The organism is Pseudomonas sp. m6p (genome assembly GCF_055760375.1).
Genome location: NZ_CM147084.1, coordinates 4,058,964 through 4,084,550 on the forward strand (window position 1 = coordinate 4,058,964; position 25,587 = coordinate 4,084,550).

At 54.0% G+C, this 25,587-nt stretch carries 27 protein-coding genes, 1 tRNA gene and 1 pseudogene; 10 read left to right on the forward strand and 19 right to left on the reverse strand.

Annotated elements, in window-relative coordinates; translation table 11 throughout:
• Window positions 1-80 precede the first annotated feature (80 nt).
• The 7 genes from ACYZUM_RS18415 to ACYZUM_RS18445 all read left to right on the forward strand — a co-directional run bounded on the left by ACYZUM_RS18415 (window position 81) and on the right by ACYZUM_RS18445 (window position 6,376).
• The gene (locus ACYZUM_RS18415) at window positions 81-614 is read left to right on the forward strand and encodes a hypothetical protein (protein ID WP_101155999.1); all 534 of its coding nucleotides are present in this window, start codon (window positions 81-83) and stop codon (window positions 612-614) included.
• Window positions 615-632: 18 nt separating this feature from the next.
• Entirely contained in the window at window positions 633-1,469 is an 837-nt protein-coding gene (locus ACYZUM_RS18420) for a hypothetical protein (protein WP_101155997.1), read from the forward strand.
• Window positions 1,462-2,130 carry a hypothetical protein gene (locus tag ACYZUM_RS18425; RefSeq protein WP_101155995.1) on the forward strand — a complete coding sequence of 223 codons (669 nt, stop codon included), beginning with the start codon at window positions 1,462-1,464 and terminating at the stop codon, window positions 2,128-2,130. Before ACYZUM_RS18420 ends, ACYZUM_RS18425 begins: the two co-directional genes overlap by 8 nt.
• Window positions 2,131-2,158: 28 nt before the next feature.
• Window positions 2,159-2,530, forward strand: a complete 372-nt coding sequence (locus ACYZUM_RS18430; protein ID WP_101155993.1) for a hypothetical protein — start codon at window positions 2,159-2,161, stop codon at window positions 2,528-2,530.
• Window positions 2,530-3,000 carry a hypothetical protein gene (locus ACYZUM_RS18435; protein WP_101155991.1) on the forward strand — a complete coding sequence of 157 codons (471 nt, stop codon included), beginning with the start codon at window positions 2,530-2,532 and terminating at the stop codon, window positions 2,998-3,000. Before ACYZUM_RS18430 ends, ACYZUM_RS18435 begins: the two co-directional genes overlap by 1 nt.
• A 74-nt stretch (window positions 3,001-3,074) precedes the next feature.
• Entirely contained in the window at window positions 3,075-5,630 is a 2,556-nt protein-coding gene (locus ACYZUM_RS18440) for a type IV secretory system conjugative DNA transfer family protein (RefSeq protein ID WP_473060982.1), read from the forward strand.
• On the forward strand, window positions 5,627-6,376 hold the full coding sequence (locus ACYZUM_RS18445) for a hypothetical protein (RefSeq protein ID WP_101155989.1): 750 nt from the start codon (window positions 5,627-5,629) through the stop codon (window positions 6,374-6,376). The genes ACYZUM_RS18440 and ACYZUM_RS18445 overlap by 4 nt, the downstream gene beginning before the upstream one ends.
• A gap of 293 nt (window positions 6,377-6,669) precedes the next feature.
• Here ACYZUM_RS18445 and ACYZUM_RS18450 read toward each other — a convergent pair whose 3' ends face one another.
• Complete coding sequence (locus ACYZUM_RS18450) at window positions 6,670-7,155, reverse strand: hypothetical protein (protein ID WP_101155987.1); 486 nt, start codon at window positions 7,153-7,155, stop codon at window positions 6,670-6,672.
• Between the two features lie 96 nt (window positions 7,156-7,251).
• Here ACYZUM_RS18450 and ACYZUM_RS18455 point away from each other — a divergent pair, with 96 nt between their 5' ends.
• Window positions 7,252-7,806, forward strand: coding sequence for a GNAT family N-acetyltransferase (locus ACYZUM_RS18455; protein ID WP_101155985.1), 555 nt, complete (start codon window positions 7,252-7,254; stop codon window positions 7,804-7,806).
• 255 nt (window positions 7,807-8,061) lie between these two features.
• Here the strand turns inward: ACYZUM_RS18455 and ACYZUM_RS18460 are convergent, their stop codons facing one another.
• The 7 genes from ACYZUM_RS18460 to ACYZUM_RS18490 all read right to left on the reverse strand — a co-directional run bounded on the left by ACYZUM_RS18460 (window position 8,062) and on the right by ACYZUM_RS18490 (window position 13,167).
• Complete coding sequence (locus ACYZUM_RS18460; protein WP_101155983.1) at window positions 8,062-10,236, reverse strand: hypothetical protein; 2,175 nt, start codon at window positions 10,234-10,236, stop codon at window positions 8,062-8,064.
• Window positions 10,236-10,766: a hypothetical protein gene (locus ACYZUM_RS18465; protein ID WP_090210894.1), complete on the reverse strand. Its 531-nt coding sequence runs from the start codon at window positions 10,764-10,766 to the stop codon at window positions 10,236-10,238. Before ACYZUM_RS18465 ends, ACYZUM_RS18460 begins: the two co-directional genes overlap by 1 nt.
• Before the next feature lie 167 nt (window positions 10,767-10,933).
• Window positions 10,934-11,101, reverse strand: a complete 168-nt coding sequence (locus ACYZUM_RS18470; RefSeq protein WP_157696365.1) for a hypothetical protein — start codon at window positions 11,099-11,101, stop codon at window positions 10,934-10,936.
• A 235-nt stretch (window positions 11,102-11,336) separates the two neighbouring features.
• A complete protein-coding gene (locus ACYZUM_RS18475; protein WP_090202137.1) occupies window positions 11,337-11,762 on the reverse strand; it encodes a hypothetical protein in 426 nt (141 codons plus the stop codon).
• Between the two features lie 241 nt (window positions 11,763-12,003).
• The gene (locus tag ACYZUM_RS18480; RefSeq protein ID WP_157830853.1) at window positions 12,004-12,195 is read right to left on the reverse strand and encodes a hypothetical protein; all 192 of its coding nucleotides are present in this window, start codon (window positions 12,193-12,195) and stop codon (window positions 12,004-12,006) included.
• Window positions 12,182-12,481 (reverse strand): hypothetical protein, encoded by a 300-nt coding sequence (locus ACYZUM_RS18485; protein ID WP_101155979.1) that lies wholly within the window; start codon window positions 12,479-12,481, stop codon window positions 12,182-12,184. The genes ACYZUM_RS18480 and ACYZUM_RS18485 overlap by 14 nt, the downstream gene beginning before the upstream one ends.
• Window positions 12,481-13,167, reverse strand: coding sequence for a YiaD family glycine zipper/OmpA-like lipoprotein (locus ACYZUM_RS18490; RefSeq protein ID WP_101155977.1), 687 nt, complete (start codon window positions 13,165-13,167; stop codon window positions 12,481-12,483). The genes ACYZUM_RS18485 and ACYZUM_RS18490 overlap by 1 nt, the downstream gene beginning before the upstream one ends.
• 313 nt (window positions 13,168-13,480) lie before the next feature.
• On the opposite strand from ACYZUM_RS18490, the gene ACYZUM_RS18495 reads away from it, so the two are divergent.
• Window positions 13,481-14,212: a TraX family protein gene (locus ACYZUM_RS18495; RefSeq protein WP_473060983.1), complete on the forward strand. Its 732-nt coding sequence runs from the start codon at window positions 13,481-13,483 to the stop codon at window positions 14,210-14,212.
• A gap of 1,211 nt (window positions 14,213-15,423) precedes the next feature.
• On the opposite strand, the pseudogene ACYZUM_RS18500 reads toward ACYZUM_RS18495, so the two are convergent.
• The 11 genes and pseudogenes from ACYZUM_RS18500 to ACYZUM_RS18550 form a co-directional block, all read right to left on the reverse strand.
• Window positions 15,424-16,486: pseudogene (locus ACYZUM_RS18500) on the reverse strand (replication initiation protein); the annotation flags it as partial.
• Window positions 16,487-16,648: 162 nt separating this feature from the next.
• Complete coding sequence (locus tag ACYZUM_RS18505; protein WP_122433744.1) at window positions 16,649-16,876, reverse strand: helix-turn-helix transcriptional regulator; 228 nt, start codon at window positions 16,874-16,876, stop codon at window positions 16,649-16,651.
• A 512-nt stretch (window positions 16,877-17,388) separates the two neighbouring features.
• Complete coding sequence (locus tag ACYZUM_RS18510) at window positions 17,389-17,886, reverse strand: hypothetical protein (RefSeq protein WP_157830852.1); 498 nt, start codon at window positions 17,884-17,886, stop codon at window positions 17,389-17,391.
• 344 nt (window positions 17,887-18,230) lie between these two features.
• Window positions 18,231-18,563, reverse strand: a complete 333-nt coding sequence (locus ACYZUM_RS18515; protein ID WP_101155969.1) for a hypothetical protein — start codon at window positions 18,561-18,563, stop codon at window positions 18,231-18,233.
• A 216-nt stretch (window positions 18,564-18,779) separates the two neighbouring features.
• On the reverse strand, window positions 18,780-19,214 hold the full coding sequence (locus ACYZUM_RS18520) for a Cap15 family cyclic dinucleotide receptor domain-containing protein (RefSeq protein WP_440072747.1): 435 nt from the start codon (window positions 19,212-19,214) through the stop codon (window positions 18,780-18,782).
• 159 nt (window positions 19,215-19,373) lie between these two features.
• Complete coding sequence (locus ACYZUM_RS18525) at window positions 19,374-19,805, reverse strand: hypothetical protein (protein ID WP_060408902.1); 432 nt, start codon at window positions 19,803-19,805, stop codon at window positions 19,374-19,376.
• Window positions 19,806-19,926: 121 nt separating this feature from the next.
• Window positions 19,927-20,994, reverse strand: a complete 1,068-nt coding sequence (locus tag ACYZUM_RS18530) for an SAVED domain-containing protein (RefSeq protein WP_101155953.1) — start codon at window positions 20,992-20,994, stop codon at window positions 19,927-19,929.
• A gap of 8 nt (window positions 20,995-21,002) precedes the next feature.
• A complete protein-coding gene (locus tag ACYZUM_RS18535) occupies window positions 21,003-21,458 on the reverse strand; it encodes a Mov34/MPN/PAD-1 family protein (protein ID WP_042552985.1) in 456 nt (151 codons plus the stop codon).
• The gene (locus ACYZUM_RS18540) at window positions 21,448-23,082 is read right to left on the reverse strand and encodes a ThiF family adenylyltransferase (protein WP_256589672.1); all 1,635 of its coding nucleotides are present in this window, start codon (window positions 23,080-23,082) and stop codon (window positions 21,448-21,450) included. The genes ACYZUM_RS18535 and ACYZUM_RS18540 overlap by 11 nt, the downstream gene beginning before the upstream one ends.
• Window positions 23,083-23,162: 80 nt before the next feature.
• Window positions 23,163-24,368, reverse strand: a complete 1,206-nt coding sequence (locus ACYZUM_RS18545) for a nucleotidyltransferase domain-containing protein (protein WP_101155949.1) — start codon at window positions 24,366-24,368, stop codon at window positions 23,163-23,165.
• 605 nt (window positions 24,369-24,973) lie between these two features.
• Window positions 24,974-25,050, reverse strand: a tRNA-Arg gene (locus tag ACYZUM_RS18550).
• 294 nt (window positions 25,051-25,344) lie between these two features.
• Here ACYZUM_RS18550 and ACYZUM_RS18555 point away from each other — a divergent pair.
• A complete protein-coding gene (locus ACYZUM_RS18555) occupies window positions 25,345-25,575 on the forward strand; it encodes a hypothetical protein (protein WP_145594389.1) in 231 nt (76 codons plus the stop codon).
• Window positions 25,576-25,587: the final 12 nt, after the last annotated feature.

The window sequence follows — 25,587 nt, forward strand, 5'->3', positions numbered from 1 at the left end:
CAAACCGCCAACTAGAAGCCGAACCTTTGGTAGAGTTAGCAAGCAGTTTTAAACAAACGCAGCGACCATAGGTGAATGCCATGTTTGACCGACGCACAGACGCCGAACGCGCCCGTGATGAGCAGGACCAGCTGGAGTGGATGCGGATGCAGCAGGAAGAGGCCGATCGCAAAACGGCGGCATTGAAAGCCGAGCTGGAGCGTATGAAGGCCGCCGCTGAATCTGGCAGTGGCCAGAAGAACGTAAGGGGAAGCGTCACGAAAGCTTTGCTGCCGAGGATCGAAATCCTCCGCGAAGCAACGCGCTTAGGAACACCGATCACGCAACAGCAGGAAATGCTGGAAAGGGCAGGAATCGTTGTTAGCTACAACAGCTTGCGCAAGTTCATCCAAAAATTCCTGGCTCGCGAGTACCGAGAGTTTCTGGCGAACGTACGAACGACCGGAGCTGATCCTGATTTTGGGCGTGAGTTACACCCTGAAGTCATCAGCAAGAACACCCCTGAAGCCTTCGATAAGCGACCAGCAGAAGCACCGAGCATTAACGAAGAATGCGGTTCAACTGCAGGAAATCTTGACTTAGAGCGGGCGGCAACCCCTCGAAAGTTTCTCTAGAAATCAACGGGAAAACCCATGAGCAAGAAGGAAGAGAAAATGGCAAAAGCAGCAGCAGTTGCTCACCTGGTGGAAATGGACGATCTGAACCTCGATTCGTCGTGGCTCACTGCATCGCGAATCCGCCCGCTGCAACTCCCAGTTGGTAGTGACCCTGGCGCGTCAATTGAACACCTGATCTACGGCAGCGGGTTGGACAGCTTCGTTCTGGACATCGGTGGCAATGAGACAGCGAGCAAGACCATCATGGCCATCGGTGAGCAGATGCTACTGCGGCACTTCGACCTGACTCTGATTCCCGTACGCGACGAAGGCCAGGATGTTGATAACGCCTTCAAAACCATCAAGCTGATCCGCGAATTCGATAAGCAAACCCCGATTGCCATCCTGCTCAACGACATCACCAGTCGCACCCAGGACACCACGGATCTCGCGCTACGCGAAGCGTTTGCCGAAGTGTTCGATTTGGCTGAGCAGACCGGCACCGAGCTCCTTGTCATGCCTCGAATCGAACGCTATGGCCGTAGTCGGCGCATCGGTCTGACTCAGTGGGAGATCTCCGAAGAGCGCGAAGCGATCGCTGATCGCCTGCGCAGCATCATCATCGAGGCCGAGCAGGCTGGTGACCTCGACCGCGCCAAGCTCAATACCCGCCTGATGCGTGCCGTGACCGGCTCGAAAACCGTGCGTGAAATGATCAATGTGGTGTTCAAGCGCCTCGATCAGATCCTCGGTCAACGCGATCGCCTGCGCATGATGGTCGTTTCGACCAAGGGCGGGGTCGGCAAATCGTTTACCTCACAGCAGTTGATCGCGCCGTACCTGCTCTATTCGCTGGGTGGCCGCCATGAGTGACATCGGCGGCGCAATCCGCTCGATTGATGAGCTCGTTGATGAAGTGACGCGACTCCACGTTCTTCTGCGCGGCAATCGCGATTATCCAGGCATCCTGGAAGAGTCTGTGAAACTCATCGATAGGCTGGACGGTGTTGCTGGCCATCTTGCCAGCGCCTCCCTGTTGAGCGAACAACTGGGGGCCTTGCCTGACCGCCTGCTGCGGTCGGCAGATGACATGCAGTTCAGGGCGGCCTTGCGTGAGTCGATCGCGCAGGTACTGGCTGACTCGATCGTTGACGCCAAACGCCATGTGCAAGACGAAGCGGCTCAGATCGCGATCGATGAGTTGAGCATGAAGATCAACCTTGCCATGGCCAATGTAGGTGAGAGCTCGGCAAATCTGTTTGCCGAGAGGAATCAGCTGAAAGGCAAATTCGAAGCAGAGAGAGAAAAGAACGCCGTGCTGGTCCAACGAATGAAGTACTTCGAGCAGGACAAAGACAACGCACTTCGCTTGATCTCGGCCGACTTTGCCGCCGCGAGCAATCGCGCCGGCAAGGCCCGATTGCTCGACCTATGCGCCGGCCTGGTTATCGGTGTCGTTGTATCTCTGACCACACTTGTGCCGGCGGCTGAGCAGTACCTCAAGACCCCCTCCCAACACTACCAACAGCGCTAACGCGCACCACATGAAGGAGAGAAATCGCATGGCTACCCATAGCGATGATGAAGATTTCCGCGGCCGTAAGAAACAGGCGCGGATTCTCGGCTACGACGCCGAGGCCTGGATCAAAGCCAAGCGCGAAGAGCGCGAGCAATTCAAAGCAGTTGTGGGCGTCGATATGGATGGCCTCGACAAGTTGGCCCGTGATCCGCACATGGATGCGATCCAGAAACAGCACCAACAACGCCAAGCAGAGCATGACAAGGACGATAAGGGTAAGTCCGAAGCGACTCACTTGCGCGAGCGTAGTGAGCGCATGTTGGTGCAGATGAACGAGGTCAACTCTCAGGAAAAGCAAATGCACCAAGGGAACGAACAAACCCAGGAAGAAGCGAAGCAAGGGAGATCGATGTGATGGATAGCAAAAAACTGGCGTTTGTGGCGGCTGCAATGATTGCCGCTTTTGTTGGTAACGCAGCGGCGTGTCCGATCGAAGAATGCATGCCGGAATTAGCCAAGAAAGTCGAGGCTCAAGAGGCGCGCGACTCGATCAATGATCTGCGCGATCCCGCTCAGGCAGCTATGCATGCCGGCCTCGTGGCCGCTGAGTACCGGGTAGCGATCCTGGAGGTGGAAAACCGTGCCCTGATTCGTGCAGTTGAGCTGAACCAGAAACCTGACCTGGCCAGCTTGCGCCTATTTCCAAGTCCCCACGCACTCTATGACGCAGTCAGTTCAGACGTACTGCAGGTGACGGTGACAGGCCGTATGCCCCAGCTGGAGCATTTTCAGCGTCGCGTAAAACACGCGGTGGTGGTGGCCTTGATCGAAGAAGAAACCGTAAAGCTTGGAAAGCCTCGGCGTCTTATCACACCGAGCGAGTGAAAGGTTGGCTCACTTGAGCGGCAACTCAAGTGAGCCGTTTCGCGGCAGGAAAACCCACGAAAGGAAGAATTTGTATGTTAACGCAATTCCAGAAGTACATGGCAAGCTTGCTTCTCTGGATCACAGATCCCGAGGCAGCCAAACGCGCCTGGCGCGAGCGCCGTACTCAGGCCATTCGCGCTGCGCTTGGCCCACAACTCAGCGCGGATACTCGCGGCTGGCCCGTCGGTCAGATCCTGCATGACGATGTGATCGAGGCCCTCCCATCGGATCGTGCGTCACTTACGCGCCGCGCTTTCTACTCTCGCGCCGCACTCCATGCGGGCGCTCGACTCCAGAAGCGCCTGCGCGCCCGGAATTTTGCGCTCAGTGTCGGGGCGCTCGTGCTGGTATCTGCTACCGCATACCTGCTGGGTCGCACCGGATCTAGTCTGGCATGGCAATGGGGTTCCGCTGCTGCCGGTCTGTGTATTGCCGTAGCCGGTGGTTACCTGTTCCGTTGCTCGCTCGGTCTGACGCCTTCGGCCTGGCGCTTGATGGTCCCGGCCGGTGTGCTGCTGACTGACGATGAAATCCAGGATGTGAAGGACTTCGGTGCTCGCGTGCTGCTGCGAGTGACGCCACCTCAAGCGCCGGCCGACTTGGTGGGTTCTTATCGGGCGTGGACATATGACCGCGACGGCAATCCCGTGGATGGCCAGATTGTCCCTGACGACCTTTCTGTGTCGTACCTGCGCAAAGCGCTGGTTGATGAGTCGATCCCTATGGCTGTCGCCGGTATCGCCATTCTGCTGGCCGGCCTGTTCGTTGCCGCCGACTCGTTGAGTTGGTTCATCGCGCCGGTCGCCGCGGGTGCTGCGGCGGTATGGTCATTCCTCTGCATTTTCGATCTGGCATCAATCTCGAAAACCCGTGCAGCCGCCGCCCGTGAGGCGCTCGCGGTGAGCGCGTATCCCAAGCTGATCGAGCAGGAAGGTAAAAGTAAATTCGCGGACTTCGATCGCGCATTGAATGAACAGATCGAACGAGCAATGGGCGAAAAGTCTTCGCTCATCAACCTGGGCACTGCAACTGATCTTTTTGCTGAACGGCGGGATCCGTATAGCCCTGCTCAAGCTGGCATTCCTTTCGGTCTGTCGGTGGGAGACCTTTCTACGCATTTGCTCGTACTGGGCCAAACAGGCACGGGTAAAACTGCGGCTGTCATTCGTCCAGTTGTCTGGCAGTGGCAGGCTGCAAAAGCGGGCGGTTTGCTTGTTCTGGATGGTAAAGGTCAACTGCCAACCGAGTTGCTAGGCCTGCCTGGCTTCCAGGTAATCAGTCCTGAAAATGCCGCATTCAACCCCATTCAAGGGCTGCTGCCGGATGAAGTAGCCGAAACCCTGTTCAAACTTTTCTCTTCTGATAAAGGCAATGCCGGCGATGTCGGCGGGAACGAGTGGGAGCAGTTCGCTCGGGAATTATTGCGCAGCGCGGCTAAGGTGTTGGCGATGATGAATGCCATCGAGCCGGGCGAGTGGCCCTGGACGCTCGGATCCATCTACAAGTTGACTTTTGAATCGGGCAGCCGCGCTCGCGCTAAGCAAATCATCGAGGAAAACAGCAATTGCTTCGATCTTCTGCCAGGCCATCTTCACCGTGCATACAGTGCCTTCATGACGCGGCATATGGAAAAAGCCAATGAAACGCGCTCATCAATTGAACTCAACTTGGAGACTTGGCTCGGCACACTGATCAATGACCAGGAGCTCGGTGCATGGGCTGACACTGTTGAAGGCATCGAGATCGAGGATTGCCTGTACGGAGCAATGCTTGGCCTGGCTCTGCCTGATACCCAGACTGGCGTTGCCATTTCCGCCCTGGCCAAGCGTCGCTTTTACTCGGCGATCAAACGCCGCGGCGATGGTTGGACAGCAGAAGGCCAGGTGCCCGTGCTGCTGGTCGTCGACGAGGCGCAGGATCTGGTTTCGCATGAAGAGCTTGCCATCCTTCCGAAGGCTCGCTCTCTCGGTCTGTGCGCGTTGTACTCCACTCAGGGCCTCGATGGTCTGCAGGTTGCACTGCAGGACGAGCAGGCCACGATCATGCTCCTGGATCAATTCCGTTCTGTGGTGAGCATGCAAGTCGGCTCTGAGATGACCCTCGATTATGTATCTCAGCGCCTTGGCGCTGCGCCTCGCGTCGTTTTCTCCGAAGTCGCGGCCAACACCACGGACCCGGTGGCCACCGCAAATCTGTATGGGGCCAATGCTGGCGGTTACTCCACCGGAACTTTGGCTGCCAAAGCGCAGACATCAGACGAGATGATCAAAGTGGGGCGCTCGTATAGTCATGTCGGCCAGGCAATCAGCACTGTCTCTGAATTGGCGAAGAAGTTGGGCGCTGAACAGGCATGGCAGCAGCTGCCTGCCGCAATTCGTCGGGAGCGGCCGGCTGGCAGCGTAAAAATTGGCGAGATCCCGCTCGTGTCGCCGGATGAAATCCGGTCGCTGACGATGAAAAAATTCACGGCCCTGGCTGCGGTGAATCGTTGCGGCACCATCCGCCGCGCCCAGATCCGTCTCAATCCGATGTTCACATTCCCGACCGAGCAGCAAATTGAACAGGCCGCTGAGGAGGTAGCAGCATGAAAAACTCTTCCGCACATCTCCTCGCCCAGCATGGCGAACTGCTCCAGGTCAGCGCTGTTATCACCGGCGAGCCCCTAAACGACAAGGCGGGGCGCTTCCTGAAAGCGATCGGCGTCGCTGCGCTCTGCATCGCCGTTGCCGCCGGCGCGGGCCACGTTACCCAGGGGATCCGCGAAGAAGCGGCTCGCGTAGCGGCTGCGGAGAAATCCGAGGCGGAACGCCTGGCCGGGGAAAAGCGTACCGCTGCGGCTAAAGTTGCCGGACTGCAGAAGCGCCTGACGACCATGCAGACTCAGATCAGTACCGAGCGTGATGCGCTGCAGGAGCGTTTCCAGCGGCTGCTGGCGGACAAAGACAAGGATCCCGCCGTTGCCGAAATGCTGCGCCGGCATCCAGCACCGTACAAGCCGCTCCAGGGCATTGATCCCGTCGCGTTCGAGGCCTTCATTGATCTCGATCGCGAAAGCTGGATCGCTACCGGGACCAGCCCTAAGCTCGATGAGCATTACCAGGCTGAACGGGCGAAAGTCCAGGCCGGCGCTGAATACCTGCGCTACGTCAATGAGGCCCTTGAGCTGAAAGCTCCCGTGTCCCCGGCGCAGCCGGCTGCTTCTCGCCCTATGCCGGCCGCGCCGGCAGCACCCGAGCCGCTCATGCCGCTGGAAACTTCGGCACCCGCGCCGGCGGCAAAGCCTCGCGCGGCGCCCACGGGCGTGCCTGGCAAGGTCCAGGTCCTGGATTGGTAGTCTTGTCGGCTCGCGCCTTAAAGGATCCCGGCCTCGGCCGGGATCTTTATGCCCGCTGCGCGGGCCGAGAAGGGAAACCGGTGAGCGCCGGGGCGGGACATGTCCTTGCGCACCAGGGGGAGGCTTTGAAGGATTGCTGGTAAATTCGGCGCCAGAAACGAAAAAACCACCGTGAGGTGGTTTCTTCGTTAATCACTTTCATTTGTCCGCGGGTGGAGGCTTTCGCCCTCGTTTCCCTCGGCTACTGGATTCAATCTAAGGATATTCGCGGTTGTCGTCAATGCTTGCTCAACCTATCGCGCCTCGATTGCGAATCTGCTCAGTAGCTGGACCATTTGCTCCTGGTACTCGCTGTACTCGTCCAGGAGCACTGGGTCGCCGGCTAACCCTGGTAAATAATCAGGCCCGTACTCAGCCGCAAGAGCACCTTGAAGCATCCAGTCCAGATACAAGGAGCGCAGCACCCTCTCAGCCAGCCCGGGTTTGCCGTGCGCCCAATAGAATCGATGCTCGGGGGTAGAGACGAAAGCGCAGCCTTTCGCCCATGCAACATAGTCAACTTCCCAGTAAATTCCGATCGCATCAAGGTGGATCGCGAACCAAAGTGAACCACTGGGTTCTTTCGATGCCTTGGCTCTCCAGGATTGCGGGTAGGCGTTGCAGGCCAGGCCGGCGAACGCAGCCCCTGGATAGTAGGCCATACGATCACGCCCGATCTGCAGGACGGGAACGGAGTTAATGATGTGATCGAGGAGCAGATCATTCAGGTGAGGTTTCATGACTTGGATGCTACCGACCTACCCTCCTCGCCTCAATTCCCAGCAGGTTTGAAAATTACCGATAAAATACGCGAACTTTTTAGACAGGTAGGCCGTATGTCGCTTTTTGACCCAATGCGCGATTTTTTCCAGCGGCGCGCTTCAAACAGCCTGACAACCAGTCTGTCGTCACTGTCGATCCGTATCGACCATTCCAACGACACCCAGAGGCTCCAGTTTCCGTTTCCAGGGACGGGATCGTTTATCGTCGCTGAGCGGGACGGTGTCCGCATCGGCCATGTTGACTACAGCCTCAACGTGCTCAAGGACCGGGTGTATATCAACAAGATCGAGATAGCACCCGAGCATCATCGTCAGGGCAACGGACTGGCACTGCTATGGCACCTCTGGCAAACGCACCAGGTGCCAATCATTCCCCTCTACGAGTACGAGCTATCGTACGGGTTCTGGGACAAAGCTCGGGCCAGGTTCAAAGCTGCAGGTGCTGAAATCGGCCCTCAGTTGGGATCTCAGACTCAGATGGACGAAGAATCCGAGCGCTGGCAACACCTGGTACCGGAGTCTGAGGTAGACCGTTCAATCCGTAAGTATTGGGAATGGGTTGCGAGTGAGCACGCTGCGGGTCGGCCTGCAGGGCCCGGCATAAAATGAAGGACATCACCCATCCGGCTCTGGCGAGCTATTGCCAGCCCCAGCAGACCGTCGTCTGACGGCAGCGCAGTTTCAGACCCTGGCTGAGGTGCCGGCCGCAGTCGAATGGTTCGCCAATATCGACAACCCGCGCAACCGACGCGACCAATGCTTTGGAGCATGAGGCCGATATCGCCAACCAAGGTTCAGCACCACGCGCATATACGATCGGCGAGCTTCCAGACCGGTAGACTCGCCGACATATAAAGTGCGGTATTAAGCACCGCCGCCCTGCGGGGGCTGTGGCGGTCGGAATGGGGTGATCGCCCTGCTGATAGATCCGGTCAGCATCTGCCGGGTGCTCATCGAAAGGCCACCCATGATCCCTTGCATGCTGTTCTCGTACGGATTCAAGCCAGGTTCAGACAGGCTAATCATGTTCAGCACGCTACGGGGGAAACTGGTGATCAACTGAGCAGAGGTAACGACTACGTTCCAGCTCAGAAGGATGATCACAACAACCATCAGCAAGCCGCCGATAAGGATACCGCCGAGGCTTTCCAGCGGACGGCCGACATCGGCGACCCCCGGATCAAACATCCCCCAAAGCCCCATGGCCATCGCCTGGACCATGGCCAGACCGACAGCGCTGATAACGATCGCTGCTGCCAGACCACCCACGGCCAATGCAGGATAAAGGAAGATGAAGATGAAGGCGTTCCACCCTTTCGCCGACAATTGCGAGGTGTGCTCTTCGCCTTTCGGCGCGGCCATACCAGCGGACCAGAGCGTCACTCCAAAAAACGTCGTCGCCACTGCGACGAGCCAGCTGATTGCTCCCATCAGTCCATAAATCGCAAACAGTAGAGGCATCACGTAGCCGAGCAACCCGCCGGAGATAATCATTACTCCGCCGATTGCTTTTGGCAGCGTCCCATCAGTGATTGAGCTCAAACCTGGAATATATTGGGCTATCGTCCCACCCGCAAAAAAGCCAATGCCCGTGCCAACAAGCGAGCGGCCCCATGCTGCAATGTTGTGAATATTTTGGTTGCTCGGTCCGGTCGTAAGCTTGAGGATATCGAGCGAAAAAACTCTGGTCAGCAGCGACTTTTCAGCACCGGTGTTGCCTGGTTGAATTTGAGCAAGAGCTTCACTTTCGACTAGTTTTGAAAGCGAGTCGCCCGGAGTCATAGCCGAAAGCGTGGACTTTGGCATCATCTGTGCTGTCGCGCCCTCTGCGTAACTCGACGCACGCGAGAAGTCGCTCGCTGCGCGTAACACGAAAGTACCACCAAGCATCCAACCCCAGCTTTTCACTTCATCGAAATAAGCCTCGCTGCGAGCCGCTTGATCGGTGGCTATAGTCGTGGCAATCGCGCTTTCTACAGTTTTCTTGTACCAATCTGCTGTTTGAGATGTCCAGTTAATGCTCTCCTCGAAAAACCGCTTTGCCTCGGCAGAACTTGCCGAGCCGTCTCGTAGAGCGATTGCCTGCCCAACAGCGTGTTCGACTAAACCAATCCAGATCTGTCGCTGCGCTGCTGTAATGCCCGCTTCAATCGATGCTGAGTTATTCCTTTTGACTTGTGCGTATTCGGCAGAGCATGTCATAGACGATAGCCAACCCGCTTTGCAAAACCAGCCTTCAGTTTCTAGCTCACGCCCAACTGTTCCGTCCACTGCATCCGGCTCGATTAGCCCTTGCACCCCCATCGCAACGGCGCGAGCGAGATCGTCGCTTGGTGGTATCAGGGGTATTTGCAGAGATCGCCCCGCGTTAGCGATATATACACCCGCAGCAGCACTACCGGAAGCTGGATATTTATCGCCATGAACTTGATTCCACCTGACCTTCAGTGCTTCTTCCGCCAGTGCACGCCCTGTCAGATCAATGAGTTTGTCATTTGGATCCTTGAAAACTTTGAGAGCAGCTAATTGTGTCGCCGATACTTTCCAAGAGTTGAGCATATCCAGAGCAACTTTGGCATCCACCTCAACTTGATACTTAGGATCTTTAAATAAGTTATGGCGATGCATCAGTTCGAACGCATCGTGTTGCATAGTATCGCCATACTCAGCGGCCGACTTTGCCAGACCGGCAACAAGCGAATGCCCTGGAGTCAGTGACACTGATGTCCCTCCTGCGCTCGAAACAGTGATAACCGGGGAAATCAAAGAAAGTGCAATAACAACCCTCAGCGGATAAAAGAAGGCATCATTGCCGTCCTTCGCACCGAAAAAATTACCATTGTTCTTTAATCTGAAGATGCCAAGAAACATGGCCCAGGCCGCCAGCGCGCCGAACATCGCGAGGCCAAGTGTTGCGAATGCGGACGCAAAAATTGTCAGTGGTGTTACGTCTTGGGCAACGAAATCAGTAACTTCTGACGAGTGAAATATCCAACGCCCAAACATCCAGGACAAAACTAGCTGTGAAAAACTGTTCATCACTTGGCCCTCATCCGAACTTGATAATCAGCCGGCAATTTTTTACCGACCAGCAAACTCGGATTACGGATAACATCCCTCATAAATTTAATTACTGGTGGAGCGCTTTGCGAATAGGCCATGTTCACGCGATATGCATTTTGGAAAAGCATCATGCACACCATGTTCAGAAAGGCCAAATTTGCAAAAATCACCAGACTACCTCGGTCCCAACTTGCAACCAAATTGCCGAGCACCCCAGCTATGCCGAGAACAAGAATCGCGTTCACGAATAAAAGTGACTTATAGGCACGCCGCAATGAATCATTAGTAATTGTGCAATCTGTGCACATTTTATCCCAGAGCAGGCGATCATCAGTTTCCGCCAGTTCACGATCAGTTTTCGCCTGGTCACGAATAGCCTTGAACCAGCGGTAACCCCCTTTAATAAAGTAGATCGGCAAGCTAACTGAGTATTTCAGCTCGCGCGCAGCATTCTTCGTCTGGCTGTAGCCGGTCAAATAACCTGCGACTGTTTTGAGCTTACTCATGATCAGCCTCCCTGGTATAAACTGGTGGAACTGGAACCGGCGAAACCTGGATGTCAGCGAATGTATTTGGGTGAGGTATTGGTGTCGCTTCACGCCCTGGAACAACAAGGCCAAAGTAGATAATTAAGCCAATCCCAATCGCCCGTGGAATTATCACTGAGGCCTCTTTAAGCAGCATTTTTAATCTCCTCACCTAAGATTATTTCTACAGTCCCAGCCAGGGCCGCTATTACGTGAGCGTCGTGCTCACAGATTTCAGGTAATTCGCCCGCCTTGACTTGGATCTCACGGAGAGCAGCCAAAGCGCGGTTAAGTTTATCCGCTGTAATGCTCATACTCTTTCCTTTCGAATTTCTAATGCTAAATTTTAAGAGCCGGCACCAAAACCTTCCAATTGCATATTTCTAATCAGGCAAATATTTTTGCAATTCCGTCAGCACATAATAATCAAACACGAAGAAGAATTTAGCGCCCACAACCCTCAAACTGATAGCTACAAACTATGGCTTGATTATTAATATCCCACCCACAAAAAACCCCCTCATTGAGGGGGTAATTTGCGAAGTTTGATCAGTACCGGCGAAGTATTCCGGTCATCTCGTTATAGAACTCCTGGGGATGCTCACCATGGGTCTCAATATCCTTCTCAGCTACATATGCCCGCCAAGTGCCATTCTCAAAGACAAACTTAAATCCATCAGTGCTTGCTGTTCGGCGATTGACGCCACCGTAGTTGTCAATGGGACGGACTTTTTCGACGCCATCGACGACCAAGGATAAATAGCCGGTGTCTGGATTGCTTTTCTCATTCCAGAAGGTCAGTTCGATTTTTTTTGCCTTGGGTGTGCCGAGTGCATCCTCCAGATATTGCGAGGCTTTCGCACTGTAAACTGCGTCAGTAGTCGCAGCTTTCGGCATGACCTGATTCAACTTCTGTTCGCCACACCCAACCAGGGCGACCAGAGCCAGCACTAGTATGGCGATTTTGATTTTCATGATTTCAGTCCTCTTTACTTCGCAATTTTCAACCGGATCGCATGATTTGTGTATCAGCGGGCTCATTGCTCGATCAGCTGAGGAGTGAGCAAGGGCAAGTAAGCGGCTGCAGTCACGTACAGCATGCCCAGGACAGCAGATCCAGATGTCGTTTGACCGGTGTGAGCGGCGTACGTCAGGCCGGCGATCGCAAACGGCCAGGTCATCGCTGCAGCGCCGCAACCGAACACCAGAGCAAACATCACGAGAGCAGCGAGCCAGCGGAAACCAGAGCAAACATCACGAGAGCAGCGAGCCAGCGGAAACCAGGGATCGAAACATCACGACCACAGTCGACACAGGCCTCCAGGCCGGCGACCAGAAAGCGCGCTGGACTGCGAGCGATCCGGCGAGCGGTCGTGAATCCGGGCCAGAAAATACTAAGTGCGTTCATCGTTTATCTCCCGCACCAGGTCCTGCTGCGCTTCGCGCCAAGCCTGGATCATCTGTTTAACCTCAACAGAGCCGTGATGCAGTTTTTCGCGTGTACCTGGAGCAAGCCGGATCCTCGTGCTGGAACCAATCTCGGCATATACGCCAATTTTGATCTTCAGTTCCTCAAGCTCCATCAGGTCAACAGCACCGGACTCAACCAACAGTGCGACCGCTTCCAGGTGCTCGCCCTGCATCAGGAGCAGGGCGACATCCAGGCTTGGCGGTGAAGCCAGGCGCAGGCTCATTACTGAGCCTTATCCATGGCCACGGGCTGGATCGGTGCCTTCAGGCGGATCTCGACCCGGCGGTTTTGTGCCCTGCCCTCCTCCGTGCCGTTGCTTGCGATCGGCTGGGACGGGCCAGCACCGTAGATCTGGATGCGAGTTTTATCGATGCCTTGGGCGATTAGGTGTTTGCCGACGCTGATAGCGCGCTTCTGGCTCAGCTCAATGTTGTTGGAGTTGCTACCAATGCTATCGGTGTGGCCAGTCACCTCAATGTTGTTTTCTCCGTACTGCTTGAAGGAACCAGACAGCTTGTCCAGGTTAAATTGGGCAGCAGGAGACAGTTCGGTCGAGCCATTAGCGAACGTGATCGCACCAGGCATCACCAGCTTGATGTCATCGCCGTGGCGCTGTACGTCGATGCCGGTACCAGCAGTGGCTTTACGCAGTTCCGCTTCTTGGCGGTCGGCATAGACGCCATAACCAGCGCCGGCCAGGCCACCGACACCCGCGCCGATGAGTGCGCCCTTGCCGCGGTTGTCTTTATTGATCAGCGCACCTGCGGCGGCTCCTGCGATAGTGCCGATGGAGCCCCAGGTCAGGGTCTGGTTGCGGGATCCATCCTGATCCTGCAACCCAGTACCAGCGCAGCCAGTGAGAGAGAGGAGAATGCTGGTAACCAGCACGGAGGTAATAACTTTTTGCATGTCGAGGCCTCTAATTGTTAGTCGTAGAATGGAGAAAGTGCGTCCGAGCCAGTTGATAGAGTCAACCGGATATATACGAATAACAGCGAGCACCCGACCGGGCTATTTTAGTTTTTGCCTCCCTACCCCTATCGCTGCTCGGGGGTAGTTCGGTACACAACCATTAACTGCTACTTACTTCCTAGGCATAATTATCTACCAGCACTACCGCACATACAAGCAGCAAGCTAACAGCATCCTCATAATAAATATATATCACAAGACCAAAAGCCATATATAATTAACGACAACAAATAGCCGCTGCAGACTAACGATGAATACTTTCGAAAGAGACAGCTCGCTCGATCTAATTAAGTGGATCGCACTATTTACGATGATCATCGATCACACCTGGTTCGTGCTACCAAATGAAATCCAGGAAAATCTGTCCTCGATGCGGATTATCGGTCGACTTGCATACCCCTTATTCTGTCTCGCAATTGCGGCAAATGTTGTCCGGCAGCCAATCAGTCGTCCAATCGGATTGAAATATCTGAGTGGGATATTACTATTCGCCATCCTGAGCCAATGGCCGTATTCGAGATATTTCGATAATGGGCATTTAAACATTCTGTTCGTCATAGCACTTGGGCTAGTTATCGCTCAGGCGATGCATCATCGAACTCCCGGACTGATCTTATGCGGGGTCCTAGCCCTGATGACCACAGTCGCGCTCCGTCCTATACTGAGCTACGGCCTAACTGGAGTGTTGTTACCTACTGCACTAGTAATCGCGCTTCAGGCACGGAAGCTAGAGATTAAAATCGTAAGTTGGTCCCTATCCGCTCTCCTCGCCGCTATCGCAAATGTCGGCAGCTCGATTTTGCTGTTGCCTGATCTGCCCACGATGGATCATGCGGTTATCATCGCAGCCGCATTGGCACCAGTGCTCGGACTGACTCTGCTGCAGGTCCAGGTGCCACCGTTACGCTCCGTTAAAGGATGGCTCTACCCAGTTTATCCGATCCATTTACTACTTCTCAGCTCCCTATCAATATCGTTCTGATGCCACCTAGCAAGCGCTTGGACGTTGAGGCTTCACTAGATCGCGCGGTATCTCTTCGCCCTTCGCCTGACACTTCACAGCCTCCAGGATGCGTGTCGATGCTTGAACTCACTTCCTTCCCTTCCGGGGCCTCTCAAGCGCCTCAGGCGCTTGATCAAAGATTGGGCATGCCGCCTCGCCAGGCACGCAGATACCCCGACGATAAGCACTCCTATGGGCCGATAGCGAATACGAAAAAATCGTACGCTAAGCGTGCGGCCTGTCAGGTTGAGTCCATAGAGCTTGAAGCCTTGAGGGAATGCCAATCAAAAAGAAGGGGTCAGCATTTTCAAGGTCGCGGCCGATTCCCAGAAAAAGCCAAAGGGTCAGTGTCCGAAAGAAGTCCGGAATCGGCCCAAAACGTTATGAGAGGAAAATCGGGGGCCAGAAACGGCGAATCCCTCTCTAGGAGGGATTCTCAGCCATCGATTGCGTACGTTCGACGGGGCAGGTCGTTCTTGCGTCGCGCTAGGCGAACTGCTTTCGCAGTAACGGGGTGCGATCCTTTCGGATCCCTGTAACCACCCTATGGTACACGACTAAGTCGCAAGTTAATTATGCAAGGATCTACAAGCGTCCAAAAGGCCCATTGATCATTTTTGTTCATCATGCTTCACGCTGAATAATGGCCCTTGCCTTGTTCAAAGCTCGCAGCCACGAACTTCAACTCATAGGCCAGAGTCGCTGGCCTAGTCGGCTCACACAGCGTCTCGACCTGACAGGCCGCACGCTTAGCGTACGATTTTATCCAAATTCTGTTGGCTTCCCTTCATAGTCTCCAGGCTGCACGCCGATACTCGAACTCACTTCTTTCCCTTCTAGGGGGCATTTCGGGTTCATAGCTGTTGTCTCGGCGCTTGAGTGTTTGCACAATCTATAATCCACTGTTTGGTGTCGTCTGGATTGTTTCTGACCTGTGGTGCAGGGCGCAGCTCTGCCGGGGTCGAGAGGGGCAGAGCCCCCGGCCTCCTTGTCTACCCCCACTTCCCGCGAGTTGCTTTTCAAAGCCCACGTCAAAGGGGCGGTTACCTGATGTGCACCATAATTAACATCCAAGGTCGCGCTGGTAGGGGCCGCGGAATGATTGCATTCGCTTCCTCGATCGCTGGTGCCAGCGACGATTTGTGATTGCATGCAAGGGGATTTAGCCGCGCCCAGGACGGCTATGATCTGCGGCCGCGAGACTTCATCCAGGACGTGGCCATAGTTGGCCACCGTCTGCCGAGAGAGACCTGCAAAGCTGGCTATCGAGGCTTGAGTCAGCTTTTCACCGCGCTCCTGGAGTCCTCTGCACGCCGCTCGGATCTTCGATTCGGTAGCCTTATGCCGCAATTCGTGGGTGCGCCTGGCTGCGAGGCTCTGACGCTCGTTTAGTGGTAACGACTTGTCGAGTTCCATCGCCCCCCGGCAACATCTGGCGCTGCCCTCGTAGTGCGTCCACGTCCAACGTGCGACGGATCTGACCGTCGCTCTTACTGAGGACAGCATTAAGTCCTGGGTAAAGCCATTCCTAGCGAACTTGTTATGGTTGTGAGCGAAGGCTTCCAGTCGCCGTGTCAACGTGGCAAGCGTCCCGCGCTCGCGCTCCTGGTTCACGATGCTGTAAGCGAAATAGCGAAGCTGTTCAAACAGGATGCAGTGTCTGGAGTGCGGGAGGTCTTCCAGCTGTGGCCCCGTCTTCCAGGGCGAAACCTCCAGCTCCACATAATCGGCCAGTTCGCCTAGCTCGTAGACGTGGTTATGCAACTCTAAGGTCGACCACCACGGATGCCCTGGAGTCTTGGCGACTGGGCCGCTGTTGTAATCGGTATCGGCCTTTAAGCGCAGGGCAAAGGCGGTGTAGACCGCCTTCATGTACTGAATCGGCTTGTCTCGGGCGTTCTCAGTCGTGCAGACCGGGGGAATGGCGTAGAAAAGGTGTGAATGTCCATTATTCCTGTTCCGCACGATCAGGTTCGGCGGCGGCAGACCTTCGTCGTCCCAGGCAAGTGAATTAATGTGATCGAGGTCGAAGATCAGCCAAGACACCATCCCTGGACGATTGATCTGCATGTATGGATAGCGAATGGCGTGCTCGCGGGGGCGAACTCGCGCGGCGGTTTTGTTATCGCTACAGCGAGCCAGATACGGGGCCTCTGTCAACACTCGATTGAACACACCGCCTGGCTCAAAGAATCGGGATGGAGGTGTATCGCTAAGTGAAGATATGCCAAAACAATAAGCTATTGCCGCCATCGACCACCGCCTGATCGGCGGTGAACACGCACGCAGAATTGATGCTTGCAGATCTGCAAAGGCATATACATACTGTGTTCACCGATTGCGTTCCGCAGGTTTCCGCCAAGAAATCAGCTGCTGAACGTAATTAAGGAAAGGCCCGCCTCGCGCGGGCTTTTTTTATGCCCGTTTTTGCGAGGCGTGTCGTTGCTGCGCGTAAAACTCACAAATGTCTGCGAGGTTCCAGCGAATTGCGCGACCGAAATGCAACGGCTGTGGAAAGGTGGGATCGTTCTTCGATAACCGATAAAGCGTTGAACGTGAAATCTTAAAGATTTCGCAAACCTGCTCAGTAGTTTGAATTTGCATCGCATATGTCTCGTTGTCGAAGCCTGTGACGCTGATCATTCGCGACACGAGCTGACACGTCAATCCGTCTAAAATTAACTCTAACTCACTGATTTTCTGGTTATTTTGCTATCGGAATTGCATTTGCATACATTTATGCAGAGCTACAGCTAGTTATCCGAACACAAAATTAATAAATAGAATTAAAAGTAAATCTAATATACTCAATCGATCTAAATAATACAGATGGGAAGTTAATTTGAGTATCACGCGTATTGGCCATTGCCGACAGGCGATGAGGCGCGAGTTGTACCTGATCCTCGGCCTACTCGACTTGCCCGAGACGTAATCCAACAAGGTTGTGGCGGCGCTCTCCCTCAAGAAAGCCTGCTGCCGGTCGCAGCATGGGAGCCTGATATCAAGACGTTGCAGCAGGTACCGCGCTGATTGAATTGAACAAGCAAGGTTGTCCGATCAAGCCCTTCTGCCTGATGCAACAGGCAGATACCTGAATTGGCTCACTGGCCGCTGATGGTCGTCATCAGAAAACATTGAATAAATTCGAGCTTACTTCATGTGTACAGAGCCGCCCCCCCTAATGCTTCATAGCAGTAATGAAGCTCTTCCAAAAAATCTTCTCCCAACTCAGGAAAGCCATCGACATAAGTATCTCTTCCACAAATCTTGAATATATTATAGTTAGGCAAACCACCAATACACCCAATAGAAACAGAACTAAAAGGTCTGCAGTAAATTATCTCAGAATTTAGATAATCATCTTCAATAAAATTATATTGATCTGCTGTTATATCTACTGACACACCCTGAACCTCAATCCAATAGTGAGATATCGTATTATTACCGCTGTGATCGCTCGCCACTCCATACACGCCATGCACTGTGATCGACGGCCACTTCTTTAAGACATGATAAGAAAACACCAAGGAAGCCAACTTGCAACTCATGATCGGAAAGTCGATGGTTATCAATGGAGTTGTTTTTCTATCGCACAGCTCCAATGCTCGTCTAATCTTTTTTGCCTCAGTTACTATTTCATCAATGCTTGGCACATTTATGACTCTATGCGAATACATTTTAAACGTATGGAAACATCAGCTAATCCTTAAAATGGAGCGAGCCCCTTACCTTCCCAAAGCCACAATGGGAGCCATTCCGTTATCTCACTGCAGGCTACCAAAAGCTCGTAGCTTTAAGTGACATCATGAAGGTCCTCCTGAACGGCCACGAGGAATCGATTTCTGCCTGTCGCCACCGTCAGATATGGGGCTTGGGACTGACGACCAGTTAAGCATTGAGATTTTGGAAAAGGTGATGGGGTTAAGCCGCCCGCGATACGACTACCGTCCCCTGATGTTTGAGCCTCAATCGACACGAACCACTCGGGAGTGCCCACTTACATCGACTTGACCGACACCACTTCCACAAATCTGAACTTTTTTCTTGCCGCTTTAGTAGCTTCTTGCTCTGCCATTAGGGAACTTAGAGTATCGGCCTCATGTACCATCTCGTGCATCTTACCTTCAAATTCATTTCCAACCCGCAGCGTGACTCTCAGCCTGGGCGTAAAGCCTATTGGGACTTTCTTTATCTTCGCAGCCTTCACCGGTTGCACGATCACGACATCCGAGACCGTGTTTTGTACGTGCGAGTTAATAGCCGGCGCAGGGGACTCAGAACCACCGAATAGCGCCCGGCGCATCTCTTCTTCCGTCAATTCTGTATTCATACCATTCTCATCAGGGCGTTATGTATAACTTGACCGATTCTATCAGCATGGCCGGCCTCTTTGTGCCCCTAAGTCAGACCTGGAAGAGGAGGCCACCAGATATCGGCGAGCGTCTGCGTCTGGCCATCTGCTGTCTATCGTGGCGGGTAGCTGTCGACCAGAAGCGGCCAAACCATATTTTTAGCTACGCTTAGCCAGGTACTGAGATTCCTGATTTCAAATAGGTCTTTCCAACTCAAAATGCCCATCAGTTGCAGCACTGGTGTAATAGTTTCCAGCCAATTGAGTAACTCCTAAAGCGGAGAGTTTCAGATTGGCGGAACCTTCATAGGGTTCTCGCGCCTCAACATCGGTTTTCTTTGGTACCACACGATAGAAATAGAAGAACTGAGCGCGCCCTGATTCAGGATCCTTCTTGGGCACGATAGCTAGAGTCTGTGATTCTGATTCTTCTGATAGTACTTCCATGCTCATACTCAGCCAAGTCTGCTTGATCACAGCGCTAGCGCAAACCAATCCACTTTTACCGTTATTGCGGTAGTGAATCTTCATTTCCCACACGCCATTGAGATCAGGGAAAAGCCAAGTATTCAGAATAGGAAAGCGTGCCCATATTTTTCTCCAACCCCAGTAAAAGAACCCCAGCAACATCAGATTCAGAAGACTCCCTCCGCGCAAAGCTATAGTTAACATATTGGCCGCATAATCCGGGCAGAATGTGCTTAGCAGCCAGTAGACCCCCGAAACACAAAGGCAGTAAAATATGGCAACAAATCCGATCACTCTTAACGGATATATCATTAGAAACATTTAATCACTCTCAAAAAAAACTTCATACCCATGCCTAAAAATCACGACTCCTACCGATTCAGTCGAAATCCCGCACAAATGAACGCCTGGTAGTGTGGAACCGAATAAAGCAGCAATGTAACGCCCACCAAAATTCCGTTTTCTGTTGACGACAGCTGCCTCTACTATTGGCGGGGAGAAGTACTGTGAGAGCGCCACTAGATCTAGTTCTGGCGTGAGTACATGGAAGCCATCGTGGAGATCACTTCCAGCTCTAGAGAGTTCGGCCAAAGTTATGGCTACATCCTTTCTCTTCGGTATGGAGACTTCTAGTCTAAGCGGAAAAGTGGGGAGCTCAGTGTCCGGATCGCAGACAATCACACCCACGCCCGTAAAATCATTGCCAGCCAAGGACCTAGCGCGGCGGAGCACTTCTGCCAATTCATTAATCATGGGGCATTCCGCATTTCTTTCCTGTCAACGATACCACTCCTGTTTTAAGTCATTTGAATTGCGCAGAGTCCATCCACGAAGAGCCGCTTACGCCATCACTACCGGTATTCGCCCCTTGAAACTATCGTCGCGTCAACTCAGCATAGGGCAATCCTGCCACCGGCATCCGAACCGCCCAAGGAAATCGTTTGGGATCGCTCTGCTCATATTGGTTAACTTCGATAAGAGGAAGATTACGTTTGTCGTAGAGCGTACCCAATCGCAGCGTGAGACTCGCGGGTGCCGCCAGAAATAGGGAGATTTCGGTGACACCTTGTTGAGCCAGAGACATCACAGTATTTATGAACTGCTGCGCGAGCTGCTGCTGCTTCGTCTCGGACCAGTGCGAACTGGTGTTACGCCCTTCCAGCTCCAATCTGATGATCGGAACGCCAGTTTCAACAATACGTACATCAGCCTCAAAGACATCGTATGAAGCAGACACGCAAAGCGCCACTCGCTTCACAGCCGAGTTGGCAGCATCCAGCCCTGTAACAATGAAACGATTGCCATCATCTTCATCAGCAAGCGCGCGCCACGCATGCTGGGTCCGATCCCAATCCATGATGAACGTTCGGGATTCATCGTCGACAATCACGCCGAGTAGAAAAAGAAATGGTACCGGAGCGAGCCCTCCGAGCACGAAGGAGATATCCGACCTGTCCAACCCATCACAACGTCGAGCGATATCATCGGGCAGACTAGCAAGGCGGCGTAGTGCCGCATCGGGGCTGGCGATTTGACCATCTACTATCCCTTGCCTTAGATCAACTATCACCTGTTCGCGCCGTCCCGGTATTGAGGAAGGAACTGCCGATGCCAATGGCTGCCCCTGCCAATCTCGCAACCCTCTCGCCTCAACGACGATGGTTTTCTTGCGACTCTCCTGACGGATGTCGCGAATGATCAGCACTGCTCCCAATAGGACGATAAGGCTCGCGATAACGAACACCCCCCAACTTAACGCGCCAGTACTGCCAGCCGAGTCCCAGCTGAATATAAAGGCCCCCTGTGATGTGGGTATCGTTACACCGACTGTCAGTCCTACAAGAACAACAGCTAAGACAGGCACCCCAACTCTTACTAGTGTTACACCCACTGACCGTCGCCGAAAGATCCAATCAATTAATGACCGCATGAAATAGCTCATCAACTTTATTACTCCAATATATCGACTGACGAAGGGTTAGTGCTCCGGCAAAACAGAGAGCAGGAGCAGGAAATCCTGCGCCACCAGTGCAACCTGACGATCAGCAACACAGCGAACTCGATTCCCCGTTCCCCCTCAACCAGATCGATCATTGAGGTAATGTCCTGAGTGCTCGGCGTCACCGAAAACCGAGGATGGGAGTGCCACTCTCCCAAGTAGTTAAATCGATCATATTGATGTCCCGTCTCGCGAAAGAAAGCGCTTAGAGCGTCGGCATGGGCCTCTGAGCTACGTACAAAATGAGCCCGTCCGCCAGTCTCGCTATCAATCGACAAATCGACGACCCGAAAATGACCTGGCGCGATCTGCTCGCCCATGAGTACCCCACCGATTTCCCGGCTACCAGCGGCTCTGAGCGCCCTACGCAACTTGTCCTTGACGGGTTCCGAGATCTCAACCCGCATCGCCTGCTCCGGGCAGCAGGTCGGCTAGCAATTGCTTGAGAGCCTCGGGATCACCTGCCTGCTGTTCTGTGTCCCACCCATCGCTTGCACCGAGGTCGATTGGTCGTACGTCGAAGGGCGCGGAGAATATCCATCTCTCAGCCATTCCGATGAGGTAGGCGGAATAAGGGAAAATCGTCGAGTCGGGGCGGGCAAGAAGATCAATGGCGAAACGAGACAAATGTGCTGCAACAACAGAAACATCTGCGTCATCAGCTATCAAAGGCACCCCTGCACCGCCAACCTCCGAGTAAGGCTGTGAGGCGCCGTCCTCAGGCCACTCGACCCCCTGATTCGAATACCAGGCTTCGAGCCGTTGCCGGGCTGCGAGAGGAGTCGGATCTATCCCTGGTCGTAGGCGAACAATAATGCCACCAGCGCCGCCACCGAATACTTGCGCCCAGCACATCTGTTTCTTCGCCCTACGTGCAATGGACGCGCATAGATTGAAGACCCCCGGATCGGCGCTGGCATCAATAATCAAATCACAGTCTGCGATGTACTCCATCGTCGCAGAAGTTGCCTCACCACTTTCCTGCCCCCCCAAGACTGTAGTGCGACTGAGAACTTCGCAATCAGTGCTGACTTCCTGAAGCCGGGCTGCCAAGGCTTTTGACTTATGCATACCAACCGCCCGCCAGTCGAGTTCGTTTCGAACCAAGTTGCCCGAAGCAAGCACATCTGCATCTACGAGTACAAACCGTCCGACTCCTGATCGGGCAAGGTGCACAGCGACTTTAGATCCGACGGAACCACAGCCGACAACTGCGACTTTCGCGGCTTTGAGCCGAACGTACTCAGGATCGAGGCGAACGCCATCCAGCTCAGCAAAGACTTGGTCGTAGTTGATGAGCTTCCGGGATCCAACGTCGCCGAAGACCATTGAGACCAATATGCTAGCGCCATCAAAGATAATTACCATCATGAACCCAGGCGCTTGCATTAGCTCGGCGACCAAAGATTCAAAGCCATGGCGTTTAAGGAGCACCACCAGATCATCAAGCGTCCGACATCCGACTGACCCGCCATCAGGCAAACGGACCACCTTACCCGCTAACGAGCTTGCCCCGTAACCGCGCCTCTTCGGTTCGCTCCAGAGAGAAGCGTCCGCAGAACCGATACGTGCAAGCTGGGCCGCATAAACGCCGGCGTAAGAGTGCTCCTGAACTTCAGCCTCTACCACATGCCCCTCTTCGACCATCAACAAGCCGGCCCATGCGTTCCGCGAGTAGAGGAAGCGAAACACTGCGTTTCTTGCTCGCTGAGCCGGAAGGGTTCGGTGCTCTGATAGTGCAGGTTCACCGGTTAACTGTTCGGATGACAGCAAGCGATAAGCACTTTCAATCATCATGGCGCCCGTGACTTCTGGCATCCAATTGTCGGGACGGTACTGCAAACAGAGCTCACCGGCGGCACCGTATTGATGTCCCGACAATCGAACTCCATCCCGCGGAACAACCGAAGGGGGTGTATCTGGAAAAAATTCAGGGTAGGTGAGTGTCAGCGGAATGATCCGCTCCCCCACTTGCAGATCGAAGTCAGCAGCGATCTGCAAGTCAGCCGCAAGACGCCATGTTACAGTCATGAGCCAAGGGTTCTGATCTGCCAAGTCCGACACTGCGGCACGCTCGGACTGCGCACGGCCGGGCTCCTCCGCCCACCAAATCAAGCAAACCCCCTAGGCGAAGTTGGCTCCCGTCGAGTGTTCGGAAATACCGGAGCGCTAGCTGCTGCAGCACCCACTACGGCCGCGGCTGTGGCGGGATGTAGCATGGTTCCGGGAGGTGGTTCGAGACGCATGGCAGCTCTTTCAGCCACGGCTCCCATCCGGGGCTGGATGCTTTCGATCAAGCGACGCCTTTCGACCTGGCCCGCAAGTGTTTCGAAGTCTTGGCGGGCCTGCCGCAGCCACTCAAAGAACGCTGCTTCCCGCTCAGGATGCTGAGGCCACTTATCTGCAAAGTTTTCGAGAGGGTCGGAAGGGTTACGAATGATGCAATGGTGTCCATCATGCTCAACGAACTGGTCCATTCGCGAAAGGATCGAGTAGAGAGCATCGGCGATCTTTTCTTCACCGTTGTAAGCATGAGCGGCAAGCGTGGTGATGATGATCGAAATGGGGCGCTCGTCATACCGCCCTTCAAACATACCGTCACGGTGGCGCTTCAAGATCATGATGGCAGACTGGAGAGGCGTCCTAATTCTGTAGTCCGGAATATCCTCTACGCTAGCTTTGATCGACTCCGCCAGCGCCCGCCTACGACGTTCGAATTGTTCGCCCATCCGCTGCCTGAACCACTCGGCATATCCTTTCGGATTCGAGCGCTGCCAATCATCCGAGAGCACCTCATATACAGACGACTCGATGTCGGTGATAACCATCGCTGTCTCAGACCATTTCAAGTCTAATCCACGAGCTTCAAGCAACAGACGCTGGCGGGCTGCGTTGGGGACAGACGGAACGATGTCCATATGGAACTGAGCACCATCCGCATAATCCAGTACCCAGCAGCGGCGCCCTTCGCGAACGGGCTTAATCATGCTCTGAGCATTACGGTAAGCTTTTATCTCGTCGCCAACCAACGCTTTCAGTTCGCTCTGAGTAAGATCCTTCGTTCCGAGGGTGCGAAGCAAACAGACAGAATCGACGTCGTACTCCTCCTCATCATTCAAAGGACGAATCGCCGTACCCAGTCGAAAGGACCCCTGCACGTAAACCTGCGGATCGTACTTGACGACGGTGGACTCCGAACGGTGGAGCCAGTCACCGAGTGACGCATAACTACGGCGCGCCTGCTCGTATCGTGATTCACTGATTGCAAGCTCGTCCGCTAACGCGGCGAGAAAATCTTCGGCGGTTTTCGTCGGCATCTTCCTATCCTTCCTGGCTTGGTCAGTGTTCTACAATTAAAATGCCATCATCGATTAGAAGCGCGATGATGCATAGTTGTCCAGCTTAACGAAAGTCAGGCTTAAGGATTGAATGAGCCCAAGAATGCTGAGGTACCAACGCCAGCAACCTTAGCTGCTTTGCTACGTGGGCTCTCTATTGCGAAGTCCGCCGGTGCCCCTGAAATGGGCCGCTCTATAAACCCTTAATGCTGGAGTTCGGAAGGTGGATAGCCCGAAAATTGGCGAAGCGGCTGCTTTCAACCTACTGCAACTGCCCGCGTCTGGCCGATTTCAGGCTACCCCCATACACAGACGGCATTGATCATACTTACGAAGCATGTGGGTCAAATCCAATGCAATCGGGGATCAGTTGCGGTGCAAATGGCTTGTCAATGGGGATGCGATTTCACAGCTAGGGAGGAAGAGCAAGACATCAGCTTCGGAAATTGGTTGATGAGCTCAATTTTACTGGAAAGCTGATAGCTCAACTCTGAACACATCGAGAAGTGGGGACTAAAGTGGGGACCAATCAGAAACAAAAATCAGGGAGCCAGAAAAAAAATGCGCCAACCCTTTGATTATAGTGGTGTCCCAGGGCAGGTTCGAACTGCCAACCTTCCCCTTAGGAGGGGGATGCTCTATCCAATTGAGCTACTGAGACACTGAGTTGTCGCGGCCGGACACGGCGCGACGGACGGCGAGCATGTTAACGGCCAGCCCTTGGTTTGTCATGTCGTCCATGGGTTTTTTAAGTGTAGGCAGGCGCCTTGCAATGCTGCGGGAACATTTACCGTGCAATTTGCACTACCGCAAAAAGCCATCATTGCAGATTGCAACCCGACACTTGCTAAAAACCCTTCCAAATGCTTGTTTTTAAAGGACTTCACAGCGGTTAGACTGTTGGCACGCCGGGTGCTTTGTCTGTTCGTATAACAGAACAAACGGAGTCCGCCCCATGAACAGCACTCTCCTGCTCGCAAATGCAATCGCCCTCGCGGTTTTGGTGGGTTTTCATTTTGTTCCAGAGCGTGCTGAGCCGGTGGCTCAGCGTATGCCGCATTACTTGCAGGTGCAGAGAGCGCCGCAGTTGGCGGTGCTGAGCGATCAGGGGGACTTCGCGGCGCAGGCAGTCAATGAGCCTGAGCAAGCACTGCCGGCGCGCGACACCGAACGTCTGGTTTTTTGAAATATCTTCAGG

Bases quoted from the DNA above. Each gene is read 5' to 3' on its own strand.
- ACYZUM_RS18470 (WP_157696365.1), bottom strand. From the start codon at position 11,101: ATGAGCATTACAGCGGATAAACTTAACCGCGCTTTGGCTGCTCTCCGT.
- ACYZUM_RS18475 (WP_090202137.1), bottom strand. From the start codon at position 11,762: ATGAAAATCAAAATCGCCATACTAGTGCTGGCTCTGGTCGCCCTGGTT.
- ACYZUM_RS18555 (WP_145594389.1), top strand. From the start codon at position 25,345: ATGAACAGCACTCTCCTGCTCGCAAATGCAATCGCCCTCGCGGTTTTG.
- ACYZUM_RS18425 (WP_101155995.1), top strand. From the start codon at position 1,462: ATGAGTGACATCGGCGGCGCAATCCGCTCGATTGATGAGCTCGTTGAT.
- ACYZUM_RS18525 (WP_060408902.1), bottom strand. From the start codon at position 19,805: ATGATTAATGAATTGGCAGAAGTGCTCCGCCGCGCTAGGTCCTTGGCT.
- ACYZUM_RS18495 (WP_473060983.1), top strand. From the start codon at position 13,481: ATGAATACTTTCGAAAGAGACAGCTCGCTCGATCTAATTAAGTGGATC.
- ACYZUM_RS18450 (WP_101155987.1), bottom strand. From the start codon at position 7,155: ATGAAACCTCACCTGAATGATCTGCTCCTCGATCACATCATTAACTCC.
- ACYZUM_RS18445 (WP_101155989.1), top strand. From the start codon at position 5,627: ATGAAAAACTCTTCCGCACATCTCCTCGCCCAGCATGGCGAACTGCTC.
- ACYZUM_RS18485 (WP_101155979.1), bottom strand. From the start codon at position 12,481: ATGAGCCTGCGCCTGGCTTCACCGCCAAGCCTGGATGTCGCCCTGCTC.
- ACYZUM_RS18440 (WP_473060982.1), top strand. From the start codon at position 3,075: ATGTTAACGCAATTCCAGAAGTACATGGCAAGCTTGCTTCTCTGGATC.
- ACYZUM_RS18420 (WP_101155997.1), top strand. From the start codon at position 633: ATGAGCAAGAAGGAAGAGAAAATGGCAAAAGCAGCAGCAGTTGCTCAC.
- ACYZUM_RS18520 (WP_440072747.1), bottom strand. From the start codon at position 19,214: ATGTTGCTGGGGTTCTTTTACTGGGGTTGGAGAAAAATATGGGCACGC.
- ACYZUM_RS18415 (WP_101155999.1), top strand. From the start codon at position 81: ATGTTTGACCGACGCACAGACGCCGAACGCGCCCGTGATGAGCAGGAC.
- ACYZUM_RS18430 (WP_101155993.1), top strand. From the start codon at position 2,159: ATGGCTACCCATAGCGATGATGAAGATTTCCGCGGCCGTAAGAAACAG.
- ACYZUM_RS18455 (WP_101155985.1), top strand. From the start codon at position 7,252: ATGTCGCTTTTTGACCCAATGCGCGATTTTTTCCAGCGGCGCGCTTCA.
- ACYZUM_RS18465 (WP_090210894.1), bottom strand. From the start codon at position 10,766: ATGAGTAAGCTCAAAACAGTCGCAGGTTATTTGACCGGCTACAGCCAG.
- ACYZUM_RS18535 (WP_042552985.1), bottom strand. From the start codon at position 21,458: ATGCGGGTTGAGATCTCGGAACCCGTCAAGGACAAGTTGCGTAGGGCG.
- ACYZUM_RS18435 (WP_101155991.1), top strand. From the start codon at position 2,530: ATGGATAGCAAAAAACTGGCGTTTGTGGCGGCTGCAATGATTGCCGCT.
- ACYZUM_RS18480 (WP_157830853.1), bottom strand. From the start codon at position 12,195: ATGAACGCACTTAGTATTTTCTGGCCCGGATTCACGACCGCTCGCCGG.
- ACYZUM_RS18545 (WP_101155949.1), bottom strand. From the start codon at position 24,368: ATGCCGACGAAAACCGCCGAAGATTTTCTCGCCGCGTTAGCGGACGAG.
- ACYZUM_RS18490 (WP_101155977.1), bottom strand. From the start codon at position 13,167: ATGCAAAAAGTTATTACCTCCGTGCTGGTTACCAGCATTCTCCTCTCT.
- ACYZUM_RS18530 (WP_101155953.1), bottom strand. From the start codon at position 20,994: ATGAGCTATTTCATGCGGTCATTAATTGATTGGATCTTTCGGCGACGG.
- ACYZUM_RS18460 (WP_101155983.1), bottom strand. From the start codon at position 10,236: ATGAACAGTTTTTCACAGCTAGTTTTGTCCTGGATGTTTGGGCGTTGG.
- ACYZUM_RS18515 (WP_101155969.1), bottom strand. From the start codon at position 18,563: ATGAATACAGAATTGACGGAAGAAGAGATGCGCCGGGCGCTATTCGGT.
- ACYZUM_RS18540 (WP_256589672.1), bottom strand. From the start codon at position 23,082: ATGACTGTAACATGGCGTCTTGCGGCTGACTTGCAGATCGCTGCTGAC.
- ACYZUM_RS18505 (WP_122433744.1), bottom strand. From the start codon at position 16,876: ATGATCAGCGTCACAGGCTTCGACAACGAGACATATGCGATGCAAATT.